Below are 25,766 nucleotides of genomic sequence, written 5' to 3'. Positions count from 1 at the left end.
TAAGGGAGGGAGGTACTTTGACCGGCGGCACCACAGCAAGGAGAGAAAAAATCATAAGGAGGTAATGTTATTATGCTGAAAAGAATGGTTTCGTTGCTCTGCGCATTTCTTGTCGCTGTCCTGCTGTCCGTGAATTTCGTTCCGGCAAGCGAGGCAAAGGCCGAAGCAAGTACGTTCGTCACCCAAAACGGTCAACTGAGCGTTTCCGGAAGCCAGTTGGTGAACCAGGCGGGGCAAGCCGTCCGATTAAAAGGGATGAGTTCCCATGGGCTGCAGTGGTTTGGACAGTTTGTGAACAAAGACAGCATCAAATGGTTGAGAGACAATTGGGGAATCAACGTATTTCGTGCGGCGCTATATACGGGTGGTCAAGACGGCTATATTCAAAATCCTTCGCTGCAAAAAAACAAGGTGAAAGAGGCCGTTCAAGCCGCCATTGATCTTGGCATCTATGTCATCATCGACTGGCACGTGCTGGAAGAAAGAGATCCGAACGTCTATAAACAAGAAGCAAAAGAGTTTTTCCGGGAAATGGCTTCCTTGTACCATAATTACCCGAACGTGATTTATGAAATCTGCAACGAGCCGAATGGAAGTAATGTCACGTGGAATGGCAGTATAAAGCCTTATGCGGAGGAAGTCATCCCGGTCATCCGCTCCCTTGATCCGGACAGCACCATTATCGTTGGAACCGGAACATGGAGTCAGGATGTCCATGACGCAGCGAACAATCCGCTCTCTTACAATAACGTTATGTATACCGTGCATTTCTATGCCGGTACTCACGGTCAATGGCTGAGAGATCGCATAGACTATGCGAGAAGCAAAGGTGTAGCTGTGTTCATTACGGAGTGGGGAACGAGCGACGCTTCCGGCGATGGCGGCCCTTTCCTGCCGGAGTCGCAGCAATGGATCGACTTTTTGGATAGCCGAAATTTGAGTTGGGTCAATTGGTCGTTATGTGATAAAGCTGAAGTCTCCGCAGCACTACTCCCCGGCGCAGGTCCATATGGAGGATGGTCTGATGCGCAGTTATCGCCTTCTGGTAAGTTTGTCAAAAGTAAAATGAATCCAACCTCGCCCGGCGACGGCATCATTTCCGGCAAAACCTACAAATTGATTAATGTGGGAAGTGGAAAAGCTCTTGATGTAGCCGCTGGCAGTACCGAAGACGGTGCGAACGTACAAATCTGGGAAGATAACGGTACCGGAGCTCAGCGATGGGTGATTACCGATGTAGGCGGCGGGCTGTATAAAGTGATCAAGGAAAATAGCAATAAAGCTTTGGATGTAGCCGGAAGTTGGAGTGGTGCGAATGTGCAAATATGGAATTACGGCGGCGGCGCCAATCAGAAGTGGCGTATTGTAGATGTAGGCGGCGCCTACAAATTAATCGACAGCAACAGCGGCAAAGCTTTGGATGTAGCAGCTGCCGGGACTGATAATGGGTCCAACGTTCAGGTCTGGGACGATAATGGTTCGAACGCCCAAAAGTGGAATCTGTATAAATTGAATTAAATTAGGAGAGTACATTCCCTGTAATTGAAAAAGCCTGCATCGTTTATTGATAAGCGATAGCAGGCTTTTTCAGAATTTCAGCAGCGTGTCATCCAAAGGACTAAAGCTTGATCATTCTCCACTTCTACGCGCCCGGCCGTTCCTGCGCCGGCGACATACTCGTGCATTGGGTCTTAGGGTTGAATTCCCCAGACAAGAGTGCCTTTGCGGAAAAGCGTCACTTTGTCCCAATCGGCAAATGACGTCTTCGTCCCGTCGAATGAGTAGTCATTCGATTCGTTAAAGTTTGACCAGTCTGCTTTAGCCATACGGAGCTGAATTTCTCCAGACTGACCGCCTGCCGGAATGGAGCCGGCCTCCGGTGAAAAGCTGAGCTCGATATAAGTATCCGTATTGATGCCGCTTGCGCTAACGAATGTTTGCTGAATATTCGCACCTCCCACTTGTGCCCAATCGATCCAAGCCCTCATCTCCGAAATGCTGTCTTTCGTAAAATAGTACCGGAGTTTGATGTCGCTTAATGGAACGGAAGTTGTACCGTTATTTTTGATGTTGAAATGCGGTTTGATCTGGTCATTATTGGCGTCAGTGTCGGCCGCTCGATATTGCACGATTAATTCCCTTGAAGCAGGCTTTCCTTGCGGTGTCGCGTCCACTTGCACGGAATTCGCGCTTTCCCCCCAGCGGTTCAGTGCGCTCACGACAAAGTAGTATGTCGCCCCATTGTTCAAGCCTGTGTCTGTATAATTTGTTGCTGTCACTCCGGTAGCCACCGTTGTATACGGACCGCCGCTTCTTGTCGCGCGCTTAATATTGTAGCTCGTTGCACCGCTTGAAGCTGCCCAGTTTAGCATGACTTGTGCGTTTCCAGCCATAGCCTTCAGGCCGGATGGAGTAGCGGGTACCGTTGAATGATCGATAGGTATTTCCGGAAAAGCGTTCTGTACAAGCTGCACGAATTGGTTGTGGAACCAGTGCCCAGATAACGGAGCATCCGGCATTGCTCCGGTTGGCGTACCGCTGCCGCTTATATAATCAGGATCACACATTCTGTCAAAACCTTTGCCCTCATCATTTGGAATCTCTTTGCTTGAGCCATCCGACTCGCCCGGAGGTTTCACCCATACGAACGCGTCGAGATGTGATGCTGGGTATTCTGAGGGTGCTGCCGTTGGAGGTTGCCCCATACCCGCACCGGAGGGATTGCACCAATTTCCGCGGTGAAAACGTTTATCGACGCGTCCGGAATTGGCGTATTCGTTAACGTCATTGCCGCTTGCACCAGTCGGCCGATTTGGACCCCCCCACCCGTTACGCGAAGTATCGATCAAGAAACCGATACTTTCAGGCCAACCGTTCTTCACAAATCCCGCATACAACGCCGCGGTGAAATCCGCCTCATCAAAATACGGATTCCATTGATAGAAATTTGCAGACCTCAACTGCTGTCCGCCAACTGTCAAGTTCGGATCGGTTAGATAGGGTTCCTCTAACGGAGTAGTATTCGCTGTGTTGGTGATAAAGCCGTCGACGCTTGCAAGCCCATCTCTGGTCCCTGCAACTACAGCTGTAAAAAGGTCAATGGCAGGCTGACGGTTTGTATCCCAACCAAGCCAACCCGAGTGACCGATATCTAGATAAGTGTAAACATTAGGGATCGCATGCAGTTTATCCAGCGCGTATTGATTGGCATCCCGGTAAATATTTGTAGAATTGGCCTGCGCACACTTCGGGTCGCTCAAATTCGTGACGAGGTTAGGCAACGAATCTGGTTCGATCACCGTTACAATCCGAATGCTTTGGTATTTCGGGTTGGAAAATACATCTGCAATCACGTCAATGTATTGCGTCTTGTACGTCTGCAAGCCTTCAGGAGTCAACGGTAGTTCTCCGTTCGACGCTAATGCATGACAATCCCGTCCCGGCATGTCATAGATAACGAACATGACCGTGATCGGGGTATTGCCTTTTTTTTGCGCTAATACCGCATCCATAGTTTCCACAAGACTCTTGCGACCGCCATTCGCGCTGCCGCCTTTAATGGCCGCGATTCGATCAAGCCATATAGCAGTAGGATACGATTTAACCTTCTGCATCTTTGCAATCAGAGTACTATCGCTCACCCTCGCGATCGACGTGTCGATAAGAGCCGCATAATCCGGGTTCACATACATTGTCGTACCCAGGAACGGATTATCCACATGTGCCTCAGCGGCAAAAGCATCGGTTTCGTAAAACAGGTTAATCACCAAGGCTAAGATCATAGCAAATATCGCGGCACGCTTAGCTATAGACAAAGCGATTGTCATAATCTTCAACTCCTTTTTAATAACACGAGTTGGACAAATCGATTTGGGTTCAAACAAATCAGCTCCGCCTTAAAAGGAATCTATTCCATCAAGCGGTCAAGCATCACCTGCTTCGGTTGATTCCAGGTGACCCAATCATCTAGCAGAAGTCCTCCTGTATCGCCACTATTTGGGTTGACGCACCAATACGTCCAATATAGTTTTTGCAAACGAATATAATCGACAAGCTTGTTCTGCCACTTGCCTTCCGCTGAAGTCATATCGACACTTCTGCCTCCGAATTCGCCAACGAGAATCGGTGCGATGTTGTTTTTGTGAATATATCCCCAATACGCATCCCAAATGCCGGGCAAGTTGTTGGGGAACGCGGGATCGGAGAACCAAGGTTGGGAGGCTACCCCTGGACCGTAATCGTGAGGAGAATATACAATACGATTGGTCACCGTCAAGCGCACCGGATCATTCTGCACCCCTTTCAGATTGCCTCCCCACCAGTAGTTGCCGGTCTGGCCCTGAATATTAGAACTAACGCCTTCAACAATGATCAACCAATTCGAATTGACGCTTAGTATGGCATTACCAGCACGTTCGGCAGCCAAACGCCAATCACGAGCCAAATCCCCGCACCCCCAACAAGCATTCCCATGAGGCTCGTTATGCAGATCAGCTCCGATGACCGTATCGTTGCCCAAATAACGCTTCGCAAGCATCTTCCAGTCTTCTACCCATGTCGTTTCTGAAACTGTCGGAGTGTACCATAGTTCGGATTGTTCCGCGGAAGTGGGGCGGTGGCGGTCCAGAATTACCTTCATTCCTCTTGCTCCCGCCTTTTCAATCAATTTATCCAGAATTTCAATAGGCTTCAAACCTTGTAAATCAGGATTTTTCCAGTAATCAATGCTGTTAGGCATCTTACCTGGTAGAAACATCTCATTTGTATAAGGAATACGCAGTAAATTGTACCCTTTACCCTTCATTTGATCGAGTAAACCGTCCATCGAACGAGTCCACAATCCGTGTGGCGTAAAATTCGACGTTTCAAAACCAAACCAGTTGATACCTTTAAAAATTGCAGCATTTCCCTTAGAATCGACGATTCGATTACCGCTGGTGTGATAATAATTGGGACTGTCTGCAGATACCTGAAATCCCAGCATACTCCCCATAAGGAAAAGAACTAACGTGAGTCTCCATACTTTTCTTTTCACATTTCCCAACCTTTCTTTATTAAGAATAGGATCTAGGGTATTTTGCATGATCTACATTTGTATCACCTCCCTTCTTCTTTATATCTCCTTCTTTCCTGGAAACTCGTCTTGGTAAAACCGAATTCATTGTGCAAGGAATACGAAATAGGTAGGATGAAAACTTTTCGAGAGGGAAAAAGTGGGAGAGGACTGGAGTATCTTACATTTGATCGTGAGCCCATTATAAGAAGGAAAGATCAGATGGCGCTACAATTTTAGTTACCTGATTAGCATTTTTATGATTAATACCCCATTTTCAAGTTTTTTCATGTTCTAAATAAGTTACAATAATGTTCTTTTAGTCATTTTTTGGATAGAACACTCATTCTTTAATTAGGTAATATATACATACTGAGACAAGACACACGACGATGGAAAACACCTTGATCCAGGCATACATTTTGATGCTGCCTCGACAGTCGTTTCGAGAGGAGGGGTAGATAAGGAGTAAAATTATTCAAGCAGGAGGTGATATTTGCTGTAAACGATTTTCCACATTAATGAATCTTATATAAGGAGTGATCTTATGTTTTACGAAAAGAGGTTTAAACGCATCTCCTCCGCTATTGGGGCAATGCTGCTGCTGCTTCAGATGTTTGTGCCTATTGCTTACGCTGAGGCTGTTATACCGGGGAGAATTGAAGCTGAAAAATACAGCAATATACACGACATTCAGGCCAAGACGACGACCGATACGGATCAGGACTTGAATGTGGGCCGGATGAATACGGGAGGATTATCGACGTCTTCTGTGTACTCTATTCCTCCCTCTTCCATACCCGCACCGACTGGAAAAGGAGTTTTATCCTTTAAGGTCATGAATGGAACCAATGGCGCTTATGCGGATAGCCAAATCTTCTGGGGTGTTCTCGGGATCAATCCAGATAACGGAAAGTGGAGTTACTTGGATCTAAATGGAAATTTGCTGCCTATTTCATTGGCGCTCAATGATGCTCCCGGACATTTAACGAAAAATGGCATGAATTATGCAAACATTTATCACAAAGTTAGCGATGCACCGTGGGTAAGTATGCCACGAATAACATCGGGAAGAATGTACCTTTGCGTAGCCACTGAATGCTACATTAAAACTTATGATCATGGATTTGCCGGGCCTGATCTTAATAACCCGAGAGATCCGAACCTAAACGTATATTTTGATTTTATCGAATTTACAGTTGATTCCGCGGGATATCATGGGAACACAACCAGGGTCGATATGTTCGGTCTCCCCCTTCAACACCGATTAGTAAATGTAGAAGGGACTTATGATCGAACCGTTGGTGAATTAGAAGTTGAAACCCGCTCCGGATTATTTACAAAATTTTATCAAGAAGTACCTTCGCAATTTACATCGCTAGGCACCATTCAAGCTCCCTACCGAATTATCGCCCCCATTCACGGTTCTTTTGCAGCCGGCGGCGCTAACGCGAATTACTTTGCAGGTTATTCCAATTTTTCGACACAAGACATTCTCAGATGTGATGGGGCTGTAAGCAATGCTCAAACGTGTGCTGCGATCAACAGGCATGTATATACAGATGACAATTGGAACGTCGTTAGAAATTATTATCAGGCTGCTCCAGCCAATTACTATTCGAAATTTTGGCATACTCATGCTATTAACGGTTTAGCCTACGGTTTTGCTTATGACGACGTTAATAATCAAGCGGCATACTTGGAAACCAGCAAACCCAAAGGTTTAATTGTTCGAGTTGGATGGTAATATCACATGTCAAAAGCCGGTGCCTGTTTGTAAGGGTACCGGCTTTACGCGTCGCGCTGCGGTTCGTAAACTATTGAACTGACTGTATAATGTTAAGCAACTCTGATTCTGTTATCGCTTGATCTATTTGTAGGGAATACGAGAAATGTTTGAATTGCCAGATAGCAAGATTGTATAACCATTTTTACCTTTGATAGTCACATTATAGGAACCTGCTTGGCTATTCTTTATATCATTGTAGTTATCATAGTTGCCGCTTACGTCTTCATCGCTTGTAGCCATTCTAAAAACTAATACCTTATTTTCTCCTGAGTAGGTTATTTCGGACATTCTTCCCCAATAAGAAGGTAGCAACAACTTATGGTGGTAATTGACAAGAATAGCTTGCGCTTTGTTCGTAGCATCTTCATGCCGCTTTGCTATGGCTTATCTCCGAAAAACTGCTAATCGCAGCATCATTGTCTCCAATTATCTCCGTTCGTGTCGCTTCTGGAGCTATAGTACTTGAAACGAATGCCTTAAGTCCTTCTTCATCTATTACATGATCAGGTTTACATCATAGACAGAATGAACTTCAACATCTTGGAGACGTTTGTACGCACTGGCATGATAATTGCTAATTGTCCCTGTTTCAATTTCAACTTTGATCCTTTAAATTCGTCCAATCCAAAAGAACCCCCATGGCTGAGCTGCGGTTTTGCACCAGTGAATCATAGACCTCAACAGCCTCTAGTGGGGAATAGCGATGGGTAATTAAAGGGGCTACATTCATTCTTCCCTGCATAATATAGCTCAAATACAGAGCTGCCATAGCGGGATGATCCCAACCTTTGTAATTCGCGGTTCCATGGATACCCAGAATGGCAACGGAGTTGGATACCACATTGCTTCCAATTCCCTGCGCAGTAGGAGTAGCGGTATCTCCGAGTAAAATAACGCGTCCGAAATGGTTGACGAGTTGTGTGGCTTGGGCTAATACAACCGGATGACCCGTAATATCGAAGACAACGTCAAGCATTTTCCCCTTAGTCTTCTTTGAAATTTCCGCCTTAGCTTTCGCTGCATCCATAGCCATCCGATGGATACCCGCCTTTTCGGGAACAAGTTGGATTCGGCTTTCCGCCGGATCAATGGCGTATATCTCTTTGGCCCCAGACAGATAGAGGTATTGGGTAACCAATTGTCCAAGGAGTCCAAGTCCGATCACACCGACTGCTTCTCCGAGAACTAACTCGGCTCTCCTTACCCCAAGCTGCGATATTTTGGAAAGACTAATCCATACGCCTTCCTCAGAGCTGACCTCATCAGGAAGCACAGTTGCATGGATAGCTTCTGTCTTAAAATATTGGGTATGTGGTCCTTCCACGAATACGCGATCACCTTTGTGAATTGCCTGGACATCCTCACCGACTTCAAGCACTTCAGCGACCAAGGAATAGCCAGGATAAAACGGATACTTAACCCAGCTAGCCCAGTTTGTATCCTTGTCGAACACGCCTCTAAGACATTGAAGCTCCGTACCTGTACTAATGAGTGAAGAGATAGCTGCGCATAAAATTTCTGTCTTTCCGAGTTTGGAATCGAATGATTCTTTGCGAATCTCTACCTTTTGTTTTTCTACGAAAACGATACTTAAGGTTTCCATCTGAATTCCTCCTCCGAAGGGATGATTTACCCTTGAGATTAGCTTAAAGGTATCGGATTAGGAAAAGAAGAGCATGGTTTTGCTGAAATTTAACACTTATACAGGTCAAAATATTGGATGATTATTTAGAAGTTTTTATTAAACAAACCCTTGTATTGACTAGGGGAAATACCTGTGTACTTTTTGAAAAGACGGGTAAAGGTTTGGATATCGTTAAAACCAAGGCTTGTGCTAATTTCCGTAATGTTCATTTCCTGTATTTTCAGAAGCGATTTGGCTTTTTCAATTTTGATCTCCCGATGTAGCAGGATGGGTGATTTGCCGAACATTTCTTTGAAATGGTTGCTGACATAGGTTGGATTCATATGTAATTCCTTGGCTAAATCCGGTAAAGAAAAGGAAGCTTCCGGCTGGGATACGATCTTCAGTAAAATGGATAAAAAGCTGTGAGACTGCTGCCTCGTATCCACGACGTGAACATTTTCAAAAGCATTATCTAATAATAGATACAGTAACTCCAACGATTTAGCTTTTTGCAAAATGATGTTGGGTATGTAACCCCCTCGTGTCCTGGTGAGTATAAATTCATCAAATACAGCTTCGAATTTTTTGTGATTTTTCAGCGGGTAAATGTAGGGGATTCGTAGAAGTGGCAGAACATCAACCACATTCTGAATCTTGTAAGTGAAATTCCACCATAGAAACTCAGTCTCCTCATCATTATCTTTATATTGATCATATTCCAGATGGGGAGGGATAAAGATGACGGTTCCCGGATCAATGTCATAGATTTGGTTCTGAACTCTGAGTTTGGCTGATCCTTTTCTTACATAAGTCATCATATAAAATTCTTTAATGATGTTCTTCCTATAGTTCATCTCCGTGCGATGATGGATGTCGAACGTCAAAACTTTCAACTCAGCTGTTTCCAACAGAGATGAGAGGATATCATCCTTCAAAAATAAGCACATCCTTTTACGGCATTTCTATCCAATGCCTCCTCCAATAATGATGACCTTAGAGTTTTGGATTGTCTACACAAAATCAGACAACTTTTTCAAGGAATCGCCGCCTTAAAAAAGTAAAGACCGGAACTCCTTATAAGGGAATCCCGGTCAATCTAATGATCTTTAGATATGCAATTTCTTCTCGTTCAATCATGCCATTTCAGATTTTGCGGCGCCTGCCCTTTCCTATAGCACGGCATTGCCCCGGAGCAGCCGCTCCTGCAGCCGCTTCACGTCCAGCTCTCGGGCCGGCACGTCGATCGCGCAGGCAAGCGCCGCCGCCGTACCGGCCGCCTCCCCGGTGGCCATGCAGCTCGGGGTCAGGCGCGTCGTCGCCAGCGCTTCATGCGTCGTCGAGATGCACCGGCCGGCCGCGAGCAGGTTGTCCAGTCCCTGCGCGATCAAGCTGCGGTACGGGATGTCGTATGCGCCGCTGCCCTTAATAAAAGCGGACGTTACGCCTTTCCCCGACGGATCGTGGAGATCGATCGGATAGCCGCTGCGGGCGATCGCGTCGTCGAAACGCCGCCCTTCGAGCACGTCTTCGATCGACAAGCGGTACAGCCCGTCGATGCGCCGCGTCTCGCGGATGCCGATCTGCGCGCCGACCGACGAGATGGATGCTTTGGCGAAGCCGGGAATGCTCTTTTGCAAAAATTCGGCCATCATAAGCACTTGCTTGCGGCCGATCGCTTCCGCCAGCGTCAAGTCCTCGACGCTTGTGCCGTCCAGTCCCTGTACCCGGGTGCAATTCACCAGCACTTCGTCCTCGGCCGGGCCGGTGAAGAACAGCACCTGGTCGCGGTTAATCGGGACTTGGCCCGCTTTCCATTCGGCGTAGAAACCGGATACGCCAGTCAGCGGAAGGCGGTCGAGCTCGGCAAACGGCGTTTTGTGATAAAAGTTAGCCGGATTGTCGATCATCGCCTGCCGGACTGCTTCCAGATCGACGCCACGCATACGGAATTTCATCGTCATCGGCTGTGTGCGCTGATCCTCCTCCCTACCTTTCAGGGTCGGCGCTCCAGCCAAGTGCGCGACGTCGGCATCGCCAGACGTGTCAACGAACATGCGTCCGTGCACGTCGATCCGGCCCGATTTGCCGGACAGCGATACGGAACGGATCTTGCCGCCTTCCACTTGAACCTCGTCCGCAAAGCTGTGGGCCAGCAGCTTCACGCCTGCTTCCTGAAGCATATCCACCGCGAGCACTTTGAAAATTTCCGGATGATACGGCGTTACCGAATAGACGAAGCCGACCGTATCGCGCAGATGCCCCGGAGATCCGCCCCGCTCCATCAGCCGGTCGACGATCTCCTGCGCCAGCCCCTTGATCACTTGCTCGCCCTGCTCCGTATGAAACGTCATCCACGGGTAGACCGAAGCTGCCGTAGACATGCCACCTAAAAATCCGTACCGTTCGATCAGCACGGTACTCGCGCCCTGGCGCCCCGCGGCAATGGCAGCAGCGATCCCGGCCGGGCCTCCGCCAACGACAACGACATCCGCTTCAAGCGTATGCTTCATTTTGCGTCCCTCTCCTTCAGCTTTTCTGTACCGAACGCCGCTTTATTCTTTTAAACCCGTCATCGCAACGCCTTCAATGAACTGCTTCTGCGCGAAAAAGAACACAACGAGCAGCGGCAGCGTCGCCATCACCGAAGCGCTCATCAGATGATGCCACGCGGTCCCGGCCTCGTCGGTGAACAAGGACAAGGCGAGCGGCAGCGTCATCAGCATCCGGTCGTTGATGAAAATCAGCGGATCGAAAAAATCGTTCCAGCATGTCAAAAAGGTAAAAATAACCAAAGTAGCAATCGCCGGCCTCGCAAGCGGCAGCATAATGCTGGCATAAATCCGCAGGCGCGAGCAGCCGTCGATCATTGCCGCTTCTTCCAGCTCCTTCGGAATGCCAAGGAAGAATTGCCGCATAATGAAGACGCCGAACACCCCGCCCGCCCCGAAGATCGGCAGCACGATCAGCGGCAAATGCGTATTAAGGAACCCGATTTCCCGCATGAACAAAAACATCGGAATTGCCGTCACTTCGTTCGGAATCATCATCGTGCTGAGCAGCAGCAGAAACACGAGATTCCGTCCCCGGAACGGAATGCGGGCGAAGGAATAGCCGGCCAGCGAGGCAAAAAAAGCCGTGCCGGCCGTCACGACGACGGCAATATAAGCGCTGTTCCAATAAAACAGATGAAACGGAATCGTTCGCAGCACTTCCGCATAATTCGCCCAGCGCACCGGCGAAGGAATAAGTTCCGGCGGGAAGACGAAGACTTTGGCCGGTTCCTTCAGCGAAGTCGAGACCATCCACAGGAACGGGACGATCATGACGGCGGATATGACGGTCAACAAGATATAGTGGAGCGTCAGGCCAAGACGGCCGCCGGTCTTTGCGGCGGATAAGGAGTCAGCTCTCATGAATAACCCACCTTTTTCTCATCTGCCATTGGATCATCGTCAGAATCAGAATAATGACGAACAGCACATAAGCCAGGGCGGACGCGTAACCGAACTCGAACAGCTTGAACGCTTTTTCCCAAATGTAATAGACGAGCACCTTGGTGCTGCCCGCCGGTCCGCCCTGCGTCATGACGTAGATTTGGCCGAATACTTTAAGCGACCCGATGATCGTCATCATGACCGTAAGAAAAATCGTCGGGGTAATCATCGGAACCGTGACCCGGAAGAACGTTGCCGTTTTGCTGGCGCCGTCGATTCTGGCCGCCTCATAGAGCTGGACGGGCACCTGCTGCAAGGCAGCGATAAACAGCACCATATTGAGCCCGACATTTTTGAGCACGCTGGTTACGATGACCGCAGGCATCGCCAGCTTCGTATTATAGAGCCACGCCGGACCTTGGATGCCGATCAGTTGCAGCAGCTGGTTGATAAAGCCCGAATCGGTGGCGAACATGTATTTCCACACGATGGACCATACAACAAGCGAAGTCATGACCGGAATGAAAATGACGGTCCGGTACATGCCCATTCCCGGCAGGCTCTTGGACAGCGGCACCGCCAGCAGCAGCGCCAATATGATGTTAAGCGGAACCAGACCGGCCGCAAAATAAACGGTATTGCCGAGCACCTTCCAAAATTCGCTATCCGTCAGAATCGTGCGGTAATTGTCCAAGCCCGTAAAGGTGGCCTCGCCGAGCAGCGGCCAATCCGTCAAGCTCATGTAAAATGCGGTAACGAGCGGAATGAGAAGCAAAGTGACGAAACCGAGCACCATCGGCGCCACGAACAGCCACCCGGTTAAGTTGGCTCCCCGAGCCAGCGGACCGGCGGAACGGGCGACTTGAAGCCTGGGCATTGCTGCCATATCCATTCCCCCTCTTCTAGAAGTATGTGACGTTCGTTACCGGTCGATCGCCTCGCGGAAGCCCGCAACGGCCCGGCGAACCTCGTCCGCTTGATTGCCGGTAACGACCGCGCCGATGAGCAGTGCCTTCACGCCGCAATCCACTAGCGACGGAACGTCCTCCGGCACGATTTTTCGTTGGGACGGCACAATGACCGGAAGTCCCGAATGCTGCACAAGCCAGCGGTATTTCAACAGGTCGGCGAAGCTGAGCGGAGACCCGTACTCTTCTCCCGGAATGACCGATGCTTCCAGCGCGTCGATCCGAAACGGTCCGGCCGCTTCGATCAGCCGAAGGTCGAACTCGCTGTTGATGGCAAACGTGCGCGCCAGCTTGGGAAAGCGCAGCAGGAAGGTTGGCATATGAAAGGCGTAAATGGAGAAAAAATCGAACCCGATGTCCGGCAAAGCTTCAATTTCCTCCGGGTGAATATCTTGAAGCGAGCCTCCCGGAACGATGCCCAGCGGCCCGTCGAACATGCCGCGGATGCGTTCGAACGTCTCCCGGTAAGCGGCGAGCGGTCCGAAGCTGTTGCCGCTGGCTCGATGGCTGACATTCATATGCACCTTGACGCCGTCGGCGCCTTCTTCGATCGCTGCTTTGGCAAGCTCCTCATCGTTCGACGGCAGGCTGACAAACAACTGCAGCTTGTCGCGTTTCCATGCATTTTGCAGACGATTCATCGTTGTCGCTCCTCTTCTCGGTTTGCCGTATTTATGAAGCAACGGTCCGTTGCCGAACCGCTGCCCGTCCGTTCCTTTATTTTTTCAGCAATGGATTGACTTTCTCTTCAACCGTCTTGAGCACTTTTTCCGGCTCGGCCACTTGGCCGAACAGCTGATCGAAGCCGGCCAAAATTTCCGTGTCGATCTTTTGCCATTGGATATGGCCCGGCTGCACCTTCGCCTTCGGCATCTCGTCGATCACCGCTTGCTTGATGATGTCCGGGTCCGGATTGCCCGGCTGCTTCAGGAACGCATCGGAATCGAGCACCGATTTGCGCGGTGGTACGAAGAAGGTCGCGGTCGCCTGTATGCCTTCCTGGCTTGCGAAAAATTTGAGCAGCTCCTTGGCTTCCTTCGGATGCTTGGTTTCCTTGAACACCGCGTACCCGGCCTGTCCCATCATCGGCACGCTTCCCTTGGAGCCCGACGGCATCGGCGCGATGCTCCATTTGAAGTCCTTGATTGTACGCGCTTTCGAGACATAGCTGTAGTTATCGAAGAACATGCCGATCTTGCCGGATTCGAAGCTGACCTGCTCGCCCGCTTTCGGATGCGATTGGTCGGTAAACATCATGGTTTGCAGCATTTTCAGCGCTTGTACTCCGTACTGGTCACTCCAGGTGAATTTGCTCATGTCGTCGCTAAACGGCCCGCTGCCGTTGGACAAGGAATACGAGGCAAGCATGATCCACGTTTTCCAGTCCCGGAAAAAGTTGGCCCCGTACGTCTTGTTCGCGCCGGAACCGCTTGAGAGCGCCTTTGCGGATTTGACGAACTCCTCCCACGTCCATTTGCCCTGCTTCGCCAGCTCGTTCGGCGACGAAAGTCCGGCCTTATCGAACATGTCCTTGTTGTAGAACATGACGCTGGGGGGCGTGGAGAACGGCAATCCGTACAGCTTGCTGTCCTTCTGGAACAGCTGTAGAGTCGAAGGAATGAAATCCCCGCTGTTGAAAGCCGCGTCCTTCGTAATGTCCGAGACGTCTTCGAGAATGCCGTTCTGCATAAACTGCGGAACCATGCGTTCCGCTACCCATGCCAGATCCGGCAGCTCCCGGCCGGCCGCGAGCACGGACATCTTTTGCTGGTATTCCGCAAACGGGATCGAATCGATTTTGACCGTGATGTTCGGATGGGTTTCTCTGAACTTGTCGACCAGCTTCTGATACACTTCCAGGTGGGCCTGGTTGCCCCAAGTGACGAATTTCAGCTCAACCGGCTTGTCGCCGCCCCCTCCGGCGGCCGGGTTCGCCTTCTCTTCCTGCTTCCCGCCGCCGCATCCCGCGGAACCGGCCGCCAGCGCCATAACAAGCGTGCCCGTCAGCAATTTCTTCATGGTATCCCCCCGTTTTGTAATGGATCAATTGCTAGCTTCATTATATTGAAAGCGTTATCTGGAAAAAATCACGCATCGTTTAGATTTAGTATGTTATTTTTGGAACTGACGGCCGGGAGCCGTTCGGCCTATACGGAAGTTTCAGATGCCCGATTCGTCGCGAAAAGAGCCCGGCGTCCGCCCGACCTGCTGCTTGAACACCAGCATAAAGTGCTTGGGGCTTTGATACCCGGACAGCCGGGCCACATCATAAATTTTAAGATCCGTATGTGTCAGCAAATGCTTCGCCCGCTGGATTCTCGCTTCCGTGATGAAGTCGGACAAGTTCGTGCCCGTCTCCTGCTTGAACAGTTGGCTCAAATAAGCCGGGTTCAAATGCACATACTCGGCCAGCGTCTGCAGCCTCAGATCGCCCTCGGGATGGCCGTTGATATACTCTTTTACCTTGCGGATCAGCCGGCGGCCGTCTCCGCCCGTCTGCGACTCCGCTTGCGGACCTTCGTCCGCCGGCGCTTGGCCGATTCCGCTGCGCTTCAGCAGGAGCTGACGGATTTTGTCCAGCGCGGAGACGAACGCCGTCCGGTCGATCGGCTTCAGCAGGTAGTCGAGCACGCCGTGCCGCAGCGCCTTCTGCGCGTAAATGAAATCGCTGTAGCCGCTAATAATGAGCAGCGGCATGTCCTCGTACTGCTCCCTGATTTTGCCGATCAACTGCAAGCCATCCATCTCGCGCATCCGAATGTCCGTAATGACCGCATCCGCGACGTTCCTGCTTAAATAGTCCAGCGCCTCCCGGCCGTGCGCGGCCTCCTTCACCACGACAAAATCGTCGGACAATTGACCGATCAACGTTCGGATTCCACTGCGTATCACTTCTTCATCTTCGACCAGAAGCACTTTAATCATCGCGTTCTCCTTCTTCCCTTGTCGGAATCGTGATTGTAAATGCGGTTCCTTCCCCCGGACTTCCGTCCACATGCAGTCCGTACCGTTCTCCGTACATCAACACGAGCCGTTGGTTGATATTTTTCAGCGCGAGCCCGTGTTCGCCTGCCGTTTCGGCGGCAGAGAACGGCGGCGCGGCAAGCGACTGACGCAGCTGCTGCAGCTCGTCTTCCGACATCCCTTTGCCGTCGTCCCGCACGGTCAGCAGCAGCTCGGCTTCGAAGCGGACGGCTTCGATCCAGATTGTCCCGCCCTCTTCGCAATCGCCGATCCCATGATAAATCGCGTTCTCCACCAGCGGCTGAAACAGCAGCTTCGGCACCTCATAGCCAAGCAGACCTTCCTCCACGTCGATCATGACCTTCAGCCGTTCTCCATAGCGCAGCTGCTGGATCTTCACATATGAAGCCGCTGATTCCAGCTCCTCGCGCAGCCGTACCAGCCGGGCGTTCCGGCCGACGGTATACCGCAAAAGCCGGCCGAGCGCGGATACCATATCGGATACTTCGTCATTTTGCCGCTTCAGTGCCAGCATGTTGATCGATTCCAGCGTGTTGTAGATAAAATGCGGATTGATCTGGCTCTGCAGCGCAGCCAGTTCGGCTTCTTTCTCCCGAAGTCCGATAACGAATACCTCGTGAACAAGCCGGTCGATCTCTTCGACCATCCGGTTGAAGCTGCGGCTGAGCTGCCCGATCTCGTCCTGCGACTCGACCTTGACGCTCTGCTTGAAGCTGCCTTGTTCGACCCGGAGCATTTTGTTCTTCAAGGCGGCTAGCGGTCGGCTCAGCCGGTAGGAGAAAAAGGTGGCCAGCGCCCCGGCAAATATTAAACAGATGAACCCGATGCCGAACGTAAAATTACGCAAGTCTTTCGTCTCTTTCAGCAGCGATTCGACGGGAATGAAGCTGATGACCTTCAAATCGGAATAGTCGGAATAATCGACGATGGCGAGATAGGTTTTGCCCTGGATGTTCATATGACGGACATTGGAAGCTTGGGGCAGCTCGGTCGTAAGGCGAAGCTCGTCCATCATTTCAGGAGTCAGACCGCCGCTGCCTTGCTGGAAGAACAGCTCGCCGCGGCTGTTTACAACGAGCAGGCCGCCCTTCTCCTCGAATTTGACATTCGAGACAATTTGCCGGAAGACGTCCTCTTTCAAGTCGATTTTGACCACGCCGAGCCCTTCGTTCGTATTCGGCTCCCGGATCAAGCGGGCCACCGAGACATAATCTTGGGCTCCGTTATCCAAGTAGTAGCTGGGCCGGTGCTTCGGAATGACTACCCATGCCCCGTCCTCCTGCTTTACCCGTTCGTACCAAGCTTCCCGTTTCACATCGGTAAACGACCGGATCGCGCTGGCATCGACGTTCGAGAACGTGTAACCGCTTCCCGCAAATAGCTGAATCCCCCGAATTTCGGGACGGTTGTACGTCATCCCTGCGATATATAGCTGCATCTTCTCCAGATCCTCCACGGCAGGACGCTGGTTGGCAAGCGCCGGACCGCTGTATTTGCGCAGGATGCCAAGCACCCCGGGGTCATAGGTGGGCATGAGCGACAGCCGCTGCATTTCCATAAACGTCCGGTCCAGATTGCGGTTGATTTGCCCGACCAATTGCGCGGAGTAATCCGCCGTACGGCGTTCGACGGACATGGAAAAGTCGTAGTACGTTATGATTCCCTGCAAGCTGAGCGGGATCGCAATGAGGAGCATAAAAATAAGCAGCGTTTTGGAGCGCAAGCTCCAATGGGAAAACGGGTGGATCTCTAAGGTACGTAGTGATTTCATCTGTAACCGCCTCTCGTCGGCTTGAAGTGTGCCCTTAAGTGACCCTATTGTAGCACAGTCCCCGCTTCTCGCGGATATGTTAAGTTCAAATGGCTGGACAAGTGATCAAAGAAATAAAGTCCTAGCTGATAAATAAACTTGTAGACTAAGAAAAAAAAGTAGTAGACTGAGAAAATAAGTCTTAGCGTGATAAGCAGCCTCGCTTTTGGAGGTGAAACAATAAAAGACCCTGAACGAAAGGCCAGAGACTTAAATCATGATTAGGGGTGTAGAACGTTGCGTAACGAAAGCATATTGTTGGTGGACGATGAAGAAGGCATTTTGAACATGCTTGAACGAGTGCTGAAACAAGAAGGATATAACAGAATTCATACCGCCATGACGGGAGCAGAAGCCCTAAGGCAGGTTCAGAACGGATCGATCGACCTTATCGTCCTCGACGTCACACTGCCGGATACGGATGGATTTGAATTATGCAGACAAATACGGCGTTACACAACAATTCCAATTCTCTTTGTAACCGCTCGTTCCGGGGAGCTGGACAAGCTGATGGGTCTTGGAATCGGTGGCGACGATTATATCACAAAGCCGTTTAGTGCGCTGGAAATCGCAGCGAGAATAAATGCACAATTACGTCGTCATATTCAGTATCGTACCAGTGAGTCAACAAGCGAAGAAGTTATGCGATATGGCCCGATGATCATAGACAAAGGCACAGGTCTGTTAAAGCACAATGGCAAGCAGGTCCAATGTACGGCAAAAGAGTTTGAACTTCTCGTGTTTCTGTGCGAACGTCCAAACAAGGTGTTTACTGCACATCAATTATATGAACAGGTCTGGAATGCCTTTATGCCAGGTGATGAGAAAACGGTTGTCATTCATATCTCCAAACTACGAAAAAAAATTGAGCAAAACCCCGCAGATCCTAAAATTATCGTTAATCTTCGAGGCATTGGTTACAAATTTGTCCCCCCCGTCGGGAGTGATTCCGAATGAGGTTCATCATACGTTTAGTCCTGATTTTTCTTTTTCTCTTCACGGTCATACTCATTGGCGGCAGTATGGTACTCGCCATGACTGTTGAATTTTTTATCCCCTCGGCAAGCGGGTCAGCAAACACGACAGCAGACATTATTATTCTATTGGGGATGCTGATCCTTTTTATGGGTTCCTTGTTATTCTTCGCATGGTTTATCGGCCGTCCGATTTATTATATTGTTCTCTGGATTTTCCAATTGGCACAAGGATGTTACGAAGAGCCATTTAAACGAAGCATGTACTCCCGCGAAAGCGGAACGCTGAAACAGCCCTACAAATTATACGAGGAAATGATCGTGCAACTTCGTACTTTAACGGAGACATTGGCTCGGAATGAGCGGGAACGGATTGCCATGGACAAGATGAAAGAGGAATGGATATCGGGGATTTCCCATGACCTGAAAACGCCTCTGACCTATATCACGGGCTATTCGGAGATGATGTTGTTACCGAAATATCAATGGAGCGAAGAAGACAAGACGGAATTTCTCAAGCAAATTAATCAAAAAGGCTTGCATATGCAGGCCTTGATCCAGGATTTGAATTTGTCGCTGCAATTAAATGGTCAGCGCTTGCCCCTTCATGTAGAACCCGTCAACATGGTCGAGCTTATCCGACGCAGCGTGGCTGACATCGTTAATGCGCCCTGGGCAAGTGAATATTTGCTTTCATTTCATGCAGACATTGACCTTCTGGAAATGGCCGTTGACCCACAGTTTTTGCAACGTGCCCTCCGCAATTTAATCGTGAATGCAATTATCCATAACCCAAACGGCACGAGTGTCACCGTTTCTTTACGTCAATCGCCGACCCAAATCATCATTATGATTGAAGACAATGGCATCGGGATGGACAAAGAGACCGTCAACAGACTTTTCGACCGGTATTACCGGGGAACGACAACGGATGCGAATAGTGAGGGGACCGGTCTTGGCATGGCGATTGCCCTGCAATTAATCGCGGCTCATCATGGAGAAATCGACGTTGCTAGCCGTAAAGGGGAAGGAACGTCAGTCCGTATTAGGATCCCGTTATCTTAATTAACTTATTGTTAGTTTTCCGTTTACTTCGATTTAACCATATAACATTTATAATACTCCTTGAACAACCATTCTACGGTTTTACACGACACGTAGTGGGGATACGAAAGGAGTATTTTTTATTGGAACTCATAATCGACGAGGGCTGACTCTGCACTATCTTGCACCCAATTCTTAGGGCGGTTTGGATTTTATTTCTTAAGGAGCAGTATGGATGAGGAAAATAGGTATATTCATAGGGTGGCTTGCTTGCCTATGGTTGTTATGCGCATGCACGAAATTGCAAAATATTCAAGATTTGTGGACCAAACAAGTCAATATTCAAAAAAGCATCAAGCCCGATAAAATCGATACCATCGTACTTGACGGCAACAATGCCGAGACAGTGGAAATCACCCAAGGGAACTCGGATGAAATTCTCATTCATTTGAGTGGGAATGCATCGTCTAAAATTGCGGATGGGGTGAATGTAAACGCGGAAACTAGCGCCAATACGCTGACACTTGGCATTCATCCTTTGGATGGTTCCGAGAATGGGGTTACCCTGAGCGATCTCAATTTGACGATCCAATTGCCTGAAAAGCGATGGAGCAGCATTCATGCCAAAACTACACACGGCAACCTTCATGTTGCCCGGATCAAAACGGATGAACTTCTGCTAAATACGTCGTCCGGCAGCATTAAAACCGAAAAGCTGGAAACCGGTAAACTGGAGTTAACCACAAAATATGGAGCGGCACTTGTGTCGTCAATCCAAGGAGATTCCATTGCTCTGCAGACTCAAACGGGCAATATCGACGCTTCGGATTTTAAAGCGAAAACCTTCACCTTCGATACAAAGGACGGTTCCGTTAAATTGGTGAACGGGGAGGCCCCGATATCAGGGAACACAAGGTCAGGTTCTATTCATGTCTCGTACAAAGAAATGCTGCATAACGCAGATTTGCAATCGAATGACGGATCGATTGTGGTGAATTTTGATGACCGGCCACAAGCGTTGGCGATCGATTTTGCAAGTAAGGTTGGCAAAGGGACTATCGATCTGCCCCATTTAAGCTATGAGGAAAACAAACAAAACCTGATCAAAGGCGGATATGGGGGCGCTGGAATCATACTTAAAGTTCGCACAACTACGGGTAACTTTTCTTTGAAATAACCGTGAAAATAAAGCAATAAAGAACGCGCAACCTGCGCTCCAGCCTATACCAATTTCATTGAAGGAGAATTTTCTAATGCGCAAAAAAAGAGTTTCAAAAGTGCTCGCTGTAACGCTAAGCACGTCTCTAGCTGTAACTTGCTTGATTACATTAGTCGGAGGGCATAGTGTCAGTGCGGAACAGCTCCCTCTTAAGGGGCAAACCATCACAGCGATTCAGCCTGCAGCTGTTCCTGCTGCTCCAAGCGGTCCGGTTGACCCCAAAGAAGTGGAGGCCTTCGCGGACAATTACTTTGGGGAAAGCTTGAAAAAGTTCAATGTCCCGGGTGCCATGTTCGTCGTCGTTCAGGACGGACAAGTCGTTTTATCCAAAGGATACGGGTATGCAAACAAAGAAAGCAAAACCCCGGTTGATTCCAATACCGTTTTTCGCATCGGTTCCATTTCTAAGACGTTTACGGCTGCGGCTGTGCTGCAGCTAGCTGACCAAGGAAAGATCAAGCTGGATCAGGACATCCAATCCTATCTCGGAGGTATCACAATACCCAATTCGACAGGTAAACCGCTAACGATGGAAAATATGCTGACCCACATGACGGGGTTCGATTTCCCATATGAAAAAGACGATGACGCCTCGCCCGATCTTCTTAATCAAGAGACTTCTCTTCGAGATTTCTTAATCGATCGAATGCCGACCATCGTCCGGACGCCGGGGGAAGCCTACCAGTATGACGATTATGCTTTTGCTTTGGCGGGATATGCCGTGGAACAAGTTACCGGGCTCCCTTTTCATGAATACATGGATAAAAACATCTTTCAGCCGCTCGGCATGAATTCTTCCCATGATCTTGTAACCCCAGAGCTTAAAGCCCGAATGGCTACAGCTTACGATCCGCAAGGCACGCCATACCCGGAGTATGGCCTTTATCCTACGGACATGCCTCAGGGCGGAATGTTGTCCACCGGAAGCGATATGGCTAAATTCATGATCATGCTTCTGCAAAATGGAAAGGCTGGAGATCGACAAATATTAAGCGAACAAAGTGTTCAGCGAATGAGCAAGTTTTCCGTTTTCGCTCATCCGGCCATACCCATTACAAGCTATGGATTTGAAAGTATTTTCAATGAACTGTCGAATGGTCAGTATGTCGTCGGCAAAGGCGGGAACATCCCCGGATATGCCACATGGACATGGCTACTGCCTGAGCGCAAAACGGGATTGTTCGTCATTTATAATAATGATTCCGAATTGCGCTCGGATTTGTATGCTGCCTTTATGAACCATTATTATCCGAAGAGCACCGAGACGCCTGAATCGGTATCGCCTCTGACAGAACAGCAAGCCGCTCGTTACGTCGGATTATACAGAGACCTGCATACCCCGGCATTTGTGACTAGAATTACGTACAATAACGGACAACTAGTAGTGGAAGACAGATACAAGTTGGGGAATAGCAAGACTACGTTGAAAAAGATAGATCCCTTGTTGTTTATGGATGACCACGGGAACAAAATAGCATTTCTTGAACAAAAGGATGGCGGTATTGCTTATATGTACAGACCTGACAAGTCACCGATCGCGTATTCGCCCAAAATGCAGGAAAAAGCGCTGTTTTCCGATGTCTCGAAAGAAAGCCCCTACCAACCGTCTATTGAAAAGCTCCATTCGCTGGATATCATCAATGGAAGAGATGGGCGCAGCTTTGACCCGAAGGCACCCATGACCCGCGCGGAATTCATCACAATGCTGCTGCATGCTGTCGGCTATCCGCCCTCCAAATCGAAATCCGGTTACACGGATATCGAGCACCATTTTGCGGTCAAAGAGATACAGGCAGCGGTCGAGAATCATTGGTTGGGGGATGAGCCCGGAGGCCGATTTGAACCGGATCGCACAATAACTCGGGAAGAAATGGCCGTCATCTTAACGCGCATTCCTCTTCCATGGCCGCTTGGCGATGAGGTACGATTAGCAGGGCAAACCGATGAATCGGCTATCAAGGCCGTAAGCAAGCTTGTTGCTGCCGGAGTTACGGATCCAGTCACAATAACCCATTCTGACGGTTCAGTCGATTTCCGCTCCAAAGCACCTTTGCTTCGCCAAGAAGCCTCCTTTTTCATTGACAAGGTTCTATTTGTTCCTTAATCTCTTATCGGCCGTTACAGCCATATTCGCTGCATATAACAAGAAACCTTCTAAGAAATTTTCAGGTCATAGACAATCACCTGAACCATTTCCTAAAAGGTTTCCTTTTTTTATTATTGTTTGCTCGATCACCATGCGTGTCGCCAGAGGCAGCAAGCCGAACCATCGCGTCTGCCAGCCTTCTCTGTGCTCCTTTTGATTGCCTTGGTCTGCTTCCGAGCATCCTTCGGCGTTTCCATGCAGGTCACGACCTGCTGGGCTTTCAATCGGAATTATTCCGGATAGATTGGCATTTTAAACCTATTTTAAGCACCTCTGAGATGCTGTGAATGAAAGCTTCGCCTACAATTTAATCAACACTTCCGTGCCGTCCTGAGCCTTGACATCGACCAGAACCGTCCCTTTGCAACGTTGTAACTCTTTGATGAGCTGCCTGATCGCTTGCTTCGTGCTTCGGTTTTCGAGAATCGACAGCACCAGTTCAATCCCGAACCGGCTGCTGTCCGAATCGAAATCATGCTTCCGACTCGTGTGCCCCCCCGCATGTCCGTCATGCTTGTTCAGCCAATCCTTCATTTTGCGCTGGACCAAATTGGAAGTCAGTATACCGCTCCCCATGCGCAATACGGCATAAGGGACCGGAATCGTAAAAGCGTGATCCTTGCTCTTAACCCTCACAATCATCATGACCCATCACTCAATCACTACGGTGACGGTATCCTCTTCACCGGAGCGGACGTCAATGATTTGCCCGTCAAGCTCGTTCTCGATTGCATCGATCAGCAGATCGATATCGATATCCTTCACATATTTCGCAGCCTGCGGAATATTGGACGCGATGTTGTGCCCCGCTCTGAGAACAGCCTTCACCAGTTTAATCGGCAAATTGATGATGACATTATCGTTTTCTTGGGATGTTACCCGTATTTTCAACGTTTTGTCTAAATAACCGCCGGATGCCGATGACAGTTTCTTCGAATAGTCGGGTTTCCCCAGCACCTGCACAGCTTGCGATGTTTGAGCCGTTTGCTTCTCCTTTAGCGCGTCAATCAACTCCGAAGCCTTGTCTGAATCAATTTTGCCTTCTTGCATCATGGACAGCACTTTGCTGATTTCTTCTTTCATCGTTTATTCCTCCTTATTCATCCTTCAACATTTTGACCGCTTCATCCGCGGTGATTTCGCCATTCTCCAGCATGGAAATGACCTTCTTTTCATCGACTTCCGGCTTCTTCCGCGTATCGTATCCGAGGGCCGTAATGATATCATTGAGCTTGCCGCGCACCGTCGGGTAAGATATGCCGAGCTCTTTCTCCACTTCCTTTATGTTGCCCCTGTTCACTAGAAAGGTGATCACAAAATGGAGCTGTTCGGGCGAGAGTAGAGCCAGCTTTGATAATTCAAACGTGTTCTCAATCGTCGTCCGGCAATGTCCGCATTCCAGCTTGACGGCGTGCAGCGGATGGTCGCATACAGGACACTGTGTGATAATGGGATATTTCATACTACACTCCTTTCTTTTTTGAATTATAAATCAATATATTCAATTTGTAAATAAATAAAATTAATTATTTTAATTCAATAATTAATTTTATTGATTTTACGGTTTATTATCCTGAATATTTAAAATACTCTATTAAAAAAAGAAAGCCTCAACGAATCCATCAGGACGGAGCCCAGTTTCAACCAGGTCCATCTCGATCGACTCGATGAGACTCTTTCCATTTTGGCCTGTGATTCATAGGTATCTCCACCTAGGAAACGTTAGGGATAAGACCATTTTGCCCTAAATCAACTATACCACATATTGGAACTCCCCTGCCCCGTCAGGCGAACAAAGACAGCCATTCTTGGCCGGCTGCCTTCGTTGTTTACAACAATTTGATGATGCGAGTTTCATTTACTTAAAGCAACTTATCTTCTACGATATGGGTATCTCGGCTGTTCCAATCGAAGAGCCAGTGGCCGTATTCATCCCGGATTAACTGATCGGTAATTTGTAAGGTCGTCTCAGACAATTGAGAGGGTTGTGGATTCTTCGAGTAAGAAACGCTTGAGAACGAGTATCTGAGGCGATACGTTGCACTGCCCTTCTTTCCACTAGGGTCTACCTGAACGCTTTCGATTTCTACTCCCTCAAATTTTGCGCCATTTTTCCCTGTAAAAGAACGAGCAAATGTATTGGCCGAAGAGGAAAAAGCATACAGTTCAATCCAATGTGCAATTCGCTCATCTTCAGTTATCCGTGCTTCCGTACTCATCTGAATTTCCAACCGATCATCTTCCCACTTTACGACGATACCTGTCGATTCCTCGAAAAAATCAAGAGGTATGTATGAAACGCCATCTATTAACAGGGGTGAAGTAAAAAGCCAAAACTGCATCCCATTCGCATCGCCGACCCCTCTATTTATTCTGAAATCGATTCTGGATAGGCCACGCTCAGCGTGGATCGTTTCATCTGACTCGTTCCATTCAACCTTGTAACCGAGCCTTTCAAAAAGTTGGCGAGCTGGAACCAGGACCTCCTTGTTTATAATCACGGGGGTAGGATCAAGGATAAGGGCTTCTCCGTTCAAAAATGTATTTATATAACGATTATCATGGTCTGTAGCTGCATTTACAGATTCATCGGTAAAACCGATAGCTACTATTAAACACGATAGAATGATGACTAAGATGGCACGTCTTCTCAACAAGGGCAACTCCATTTCGACTATCGATTGATTTTATAATCATATATTGAAAATCAACTATGC

Annotated in this window: 21 protein-coding genes; 6 read left to right on the top strand and 15 right to left on the bottom strand. The window is 48.9% G+C overall.

The window, feature by feature from the left end; genetic code table 11:
• Positions 1 to 72 precede the first annotated feature (72 nt).
• Complete coding sequence (locus PEL01S_RS14395) at positions 73 to 1,518, top strand: cellulase family glycosylhydrolase (protein ID WP_127460775.1); 1,446 nt, start codon at positions 73 to 75, stop codon at positions 1,516 to 1,518.
• Positions 1,519 to 1,691: 173 nt separating this feature from the next.
• Here the strand turns inward: PEL01S_RS14395 and PEL01S_RS14390 are convergent, their stop codons facing one another.
• Together PEL01S_RS14390 and PEL01S_RS14385 are read right to left on the bottom strand one after the other, a co-directional pair.
• Positions 1,692 to 3,827, bottom strand: a complete 2,136-nt coding sequence (locus PEL01S_RS14390; RefSeq protein WP_127460774.1) for a glycoside hydrolase family 6 protein — start codon at positions 3,825 to 3,827, stop codon at positions 1,692 to 1,694.
• Positions 3,828 to 3,907: 80 nt separating this feature from the next.
• Positions 3,908 to 4,993: a glycoside hydrolase family 5 protein gene (locus tag PEL01S_RS14385; RefSeq protein WP_371860705.1), complete on the bottom strand. Its 1,086-nt coding sequence runs from the start codon at positions 4,991 to 4,993 to the stop codon at positions 3,908 to 3,910.
• A 607-nt stretch (positions 4,994 to 5,600) separates the two neighbouring features.
• On the opposite strand from PEL01S_RS14385, the gene PEL01S_RS14380 reads away from it, so the two are divergent.
• Positions 5,601 to 6,800 carry a glycoside hydrolase family 64 protein gene (locus tag PEL01S_RS14380; RefSeq protein WP_127460773.1) on the top strand — a complete coding sequence of 400 codons (1,200 nt, stop codon included), beginning with the start codon at positions 5,601 to 5,603 and terminating at the stop codon, positions 6,798 to 6,800.
• A 637-nt stretch (positions 6,801 to 7,437) separates the two neighbouring features.
• On the opposite strand, the gene PEL01S_RS14375 is transcribed toward PEL01S_RS14380, so the two are convergent.
• The 9 genes from PEL01S_RS14375 to PEL01S_RS14335 form a co-directional block, all read right to left on the bottom strand.
• A complete protein-coding gene (locus tag PEL01S_RS14375; RefSeq protein WP_127460772.1) occupies positions 7,438 to 8,445 on the bottom strand; it encodes a zinc-dependent alcohol dehydrogenase in 1,008 nt (335 codons plus the stop codon).
• A 125-nt stretch (positions 8,446 to 8,570) separates the two neighbouring features.
• Positions 8,571 to 9,404 carry an AraC family transcriptional regulator gene (locus tag PEL01S_RS14370; RefSeq protein ID WP_163767964.1) on the bottom strand — a complete coding sequence of 278 codons (834 nt, stop codon included), beginning with the start codon at positions 9,402 to 9,404 and terminating at the stop codon, positions 8,571 to 8,573.
• 234 nt (positions 9,405 to 9,638) lie between these two features.
• Positions 9,639 to 10,979 (bottom strand): FAD-dependent oxidoreductase, encoded by a 1,341-nt coding sequence (locus PEL01S_RS14365; protein ID WP_127460770.1) that lies wholly within the window; start codon positions 10,977 to 10,979, stop codon positions 9,639 to 9,641.
• Between the two features lie 42 nt (positions 10,980 to 11,021).
• A complete protein-coding gene (locus tag PEL01S_RS14360; RefSeq protein ID WP_127460769.1) occupies positions 11,022 to 11,882 on the bottom strand; it encodes a carbohydrate ABC transporter permease in 861 nt (286 codons plus the stop codon).
• The gene (locus tag PEL01S_RS14355; protein WP_371860704.1) at positions 11,872 to 12,789 is read right to left on the bottom strand and encodes a carbohydrate ABC transporter permease; all 918 of its coding nucleotides are present in this window, start codon (positions 12,787 to 12,789) and stop codon (positions 11,872 to 11,874) included. Before PEL01S_RS14355 ends, PEL01S_RS14360 begins: the two co-directional genes overlap by 11 nt.
• Before the next feature lie 36 nt (positions 12,790 to 12,825).
• Positions 12,826 to 13,512: a hypothetical protein gene (locus PEL01S_RS14350; RefSeq protein ID WP_088832157.1), complete on the bottom strand. Its 687-nt coding sequence runs from the start codon at positions 13,510 to 13,512 to the stop codon at positions 12,826 to 12,828.
• Positions 13,513 to 13,588: 76 nt separating this feature from the next.
• Positions 13,589 to 14,890, bottom strand: a complete 1,302-nt coding sequence (locus PEL01S_RS14345) for an ABC transporter substrate-binding protein (protein ID WP_127460768.1) — start codon at positions 14,888 to 14,890, stop codon at positions 13,589 to 13,591.
• 141 nt (positions 14,891 to 15,031) lie between these two features.
• Positions 15,032 to 15,796, bottom strand: coding sequence for a response regulator transcription factor (locus PEL01S_RS14340; RefSeq protein WP_127460767.1), 765 nt, complete (start codon positions 15,794 to 15,796; stop codon positions 15,032 to 15,034).
• Positions 15,789 to 17,627: a cache domain-containing sensor histidine kinase gene (locus PEL01S_RS14335; protein ID WP_164824281.1), complete on the bottom strand. Its 1,839-nt coding sequence runs from the start codon at positions 17,625 to 17,627 to the stop codon at positions 15,789 to 15,791. Before PEL01S_RS14335 ends, PEL01S_RS14340 begins: the two co-directional genes overlap by 8 nt.
• A 276-nt stretch (positions 17,628 to 17,903) precedes the next feature.
• On the opposite strand from PEL01S_RS14335, the gene PEL01S_RS14330 reads away from it, so the two are divergent.
• From PEL01S_RS14330 to PEL01S_RS14315, 4 genes are all read left to right on the top strand, one after another.
• Positions 17,904 to 18,623, top strand: a complete 720-nt coding sequence (locus PEL01S_RS14330) for a response regulator transcription factor (RefSeq protein ID WP_127460766.1) — start codon at positions 17,904 to 17,906, stop codon at positions 18,621 to 18,623.
• On the top strand, positions 18,620 to 19,705 hold the full coding sequence (locus tag PEL01S_RS14325) for a sensor histidine kinase (RefSeq protein ID WP_127460765.1): 1,086 nt from the start codon (positions 18,620 to 18,622) through the stop codon (positions 19,703 to 19,705). The genes PEL01S_RS14330 and PEL01S_RS14325 overlap by 4 nt, the downstream gene beginning before the upstream one ends.
• A gap of 214 nt (positions 19,706 to 19,919) precedes the next feature.
• On the top strand, positions 19,920 to 20,861 hold the full coding sequence (locus tag PEL01S_RS14320) for a DUF4097 family beta strand repeat-containing protein (protein WP_127460764.1): 942 nt from the start codon (positions 19,920 to 19,922) through the stop codon (positions 20,859 to 20,861).
• 76 nt (positions 20,862 to 20,937) lie between these two features.
• On the top strand, positions 20,938 to 23,007 hold the full coding sequence (locus PEL01S_RS14315; protein ID WP_127460763.1) for a serine hydrolase domain-containing protein: 2,070 nt from the start codon (positions 20,938 to 20,940) through the stop codon (positions 23,005 to 23,007).
• A gap of 342 nt (positions 23,008 to 23,349) precedes the next feature.
• Here PEL01S_RS14315 and PEL01S_RS14305 read toward each other — a convergent pair whose 3' ends face one another.
• From PEL01S_RS14305 to PEL01S_RS14290, 4 genes are all read right to left on the bottom strand, one after another.
• Positions 23,350 to 23,694 (bottom strand): hypothetical protein, encoded by a 345-nt coding sequence (locus PEL01S_RS14305; RefSeq protein WP_063187386.1) that lies wholly within the window; start codon positions 23,692 to 23,694, stop codon positions 23,350 to 23,352.
• Between the two features lie 6 nt (positions 23,695 to 23,700).
• A complete protein-coding gene (locus PEL01S_RS14300) occupies positions 23,701 to 24,132 on the bottom strand; it encodes an SHOCT-like domain-containing protein (protein WP_063187384.1) in 432 nt (143 codons plus the stop codon).
• Positions 24,133 to 24,145: 13 nt separating this feature from the next.
• A complete protein-coding gene (locus tag PEL01S_RS14295) occupies positions 24,146 to 24,511 on the bottom strand; it encodes a DUF2089 domain-containing protein (RefSeq protein ID WP_063187382.1) in 366 nt (121 codons plus the stop codon).
• A gap of 400 nt (positions 24,512 to 24,911) precedes the next feature.
• Positions 24,912 to 25,703 (bottom strand): copper amine oxidase N-terminal domain-containing protein, encoded by a 792-nt coding sequence (locus tag PEL01S_RS14290; RefSeq protein ID WP_063187380.1) that lies wholly within the window; start codon positions 25,701 to 25,703, stop codon positions 24,912 to 24,914.
• Positions 25,704 to 25,766 lie beyond the last annotated feature (63 nt).

The sequence above is a fragment of the Paenibacillus elgii NBRC 100335 genome, assembly GCF_004000865.1.
Taxonomy (GTDB): Bacteria; Bacillota; Bacilli; order Paenibacillales; family NBRC-103111; genus Paenibacillus_G; species Paenibacillus_G elgii.
The sequence above is the reverse complement of the archived record's forward strand: the minus strand, read 5'-3'. Positions and strand labels throughout refer to the sequence as shown.